The following is a 1,983-nucleotide window of genomic DNA, read 5'->3' on the forward strand; positions in this document are numbered from 1 at the left end:
GAGCGTGACCGGCCGTGGATCGTCCGGACCTACGCGGGTCATTCGAGTCCGGCGGAGAGTAACGCTCTGTACCGGCGCAATCTGGCGAAGGGGCAGACGGGTCTGTCGGTGGCCTTCGATCTGCCGACGCAGACCGGGTACGACCCGGATCATGTGCTGGCGCGTGGTGAGGTCGGGAAGGTGGGTGTGCCGGTCGCGCATCTCGGTGACATGCGGGCGTTGTTCGAGCAGATCCCGTTGGGCCGGATGAACACGTCCATGACCATCAACGCGACGGCGATGTGGTTGCTGGCGTTGTACCAGGTGGTGGCGGAGGAGCAGGGTGTCGCGGCCGAGGAGCTGACCGGCACGACCCAGAACGACATCATCAAGGAGTACCTGTCGCGGGGGACGTATGTGTTCCCGCCCGGCCCGTCGTTGCGGCTGATCACGGACATTGTGGCGTACACGGTGACGGAGATCCCGCGCTGGAACCCGATCAACATCTGTAGCTATCACCTGCAGGAGGCGGGTGCGACGCCGGTGCAGGAGTTGGCGTACTCGTTGTGCACGGTGATCGCGGTGCTCGACGCGGTGGTCGCTTCCGGTCAGGTGCCGGCGGAGCGGATGGGTGAGGTGTGTGCCCGGATGTCGTTCTTCGTGAACGCCGGGGTGCGTTTCGTGGAGGAGATGTGCAAGATGCGGGCGTTCGTCGCCCTGTGGGATGATCTGCTGCGGACTCGTTACGGGGTGACGGATCCGCGTCACCGCCGGTTCCGTTACGGGGTGCAGGTCAACTCGTTGGGGTTGACCGAGGCGCAGCCGGAGAACAACGTGATCCGGATCGTGTTGGAGGCGCTCGGGGTCACGTTGTCGAAGGATGCCCGTTGCCGCGCGTTGCAGCTGCCTGCGTGGAACGAGGCCCTCGGCCTGCCGCGTCCGTGGGATCAGCAGTGGTCGTTGCGTATCCAGCAGATCCTGGCCTATGAGACGGATCTGTTGGAGTACCCGGATCTGTTCGAGGGCTCGGTGGTGGTGGCCCGGCGGGTCGAGGAGCTGGTTGCCGCCGCGACCGAGGAGATCGACCGGGTGCAGGCGATGGGTGGGGCTGTCGCCGCTGTGGAGAGCGGCTACATGAAGTCCCGGTTGGTGGCCTCGCAGGCGATGCGGCGGGCGCGGATCGAGTCCGGTGAGGACGTTGTTGTCGGGGTGAACCGGTTCACCGAGACCGAGCCGAATCCGCTGCTCGCCGACCTGGACGCGGCTGTGCAGACGGTGGACCCGGCTGGTGAGGAGGCGGCTCGGGTTCAGGTCGCGGCGTGGCGGGCCGCCCGTGATGCCTCCGTTGTCGACGAGGCGCTGCTGGGGTTGCGTGAGGCGGCGAAGACGGATGCGAACCTGGTGCCGGCGACGCTGGCGTGTGCTCGTGCCGGTGTGACGACGGGGGAGTGGGCGGGTGTGCTGCGTGAGGTGTTCGGTGAGTACCGTGCGCCGACCGGGGTGTCCGCGGCGCCGTCGGCCGCCGCCGCGGGCGCCGGGCTGGGGGAGGTGCGTGACCTGGTGGCCGTGACCGCCGGTGAGTTGGGTCGCCGGCCGCGGCTGCTGGTGGGTAAGCCCGGGTTGGACGGGCATTCCAACGGTGCCGAGCAGATCGCGGTACGGGCCCGTGATGTGGGCTTTGAGGTGGTCTATCAGGGGATCCGTCTCACGCCGGCGCAGATCGTCGCCGCGGCTGTGGAGGAGGACGTCCACGTGGTCGGGCTGTCGGTGCTCTCCGGTTCGCATATGAACCTGGTGCCCGAGGTGCTGGACGGGCTGCGTGCGGCTGGTCTCGGGGACGTCCCGGTCGTGGTCGGCGGGATCATTCCGCCCGCGGACGCGGAACGCCTGGCGACGCTCGGTGTTGCGGCCGTCTTCACACCGAAGGACTACGGGCTGACCGACATCATGCGTGGCATCGTGAACATCGTGCGCACCTCAAACGGCCTCGCGAGTGCCTGAACC

1 protein-coding gene is annotated in these 1,983 nt (G+C 67.8%); it reads left to right on the forward strand.

What is annotated here, in order from left to right; all coding sequences use genetic code 11:
• Positions 1-1,980, forward strand: a 1,980-nt coding sequence (locus AC559T_RS11835; RefSeq protein ID WP_498868722.1) for a protein meaA, incomplete at its 5' end; no start/stop codon positions are given.
• Positions 1,981-1,983 lie beyond the last annotated feature (3 nt).

The organism is Frankia sp. Hr75.2 (genome assembly GCF_949319125.1).
In the GTDB taxonomy this organism is placed as follows: domain Bacteria; phylum Actinomycetota; class Actinomycetes; order Frankiales; family Frankiaceae; genus Parafrankia; species Parafrankia soli.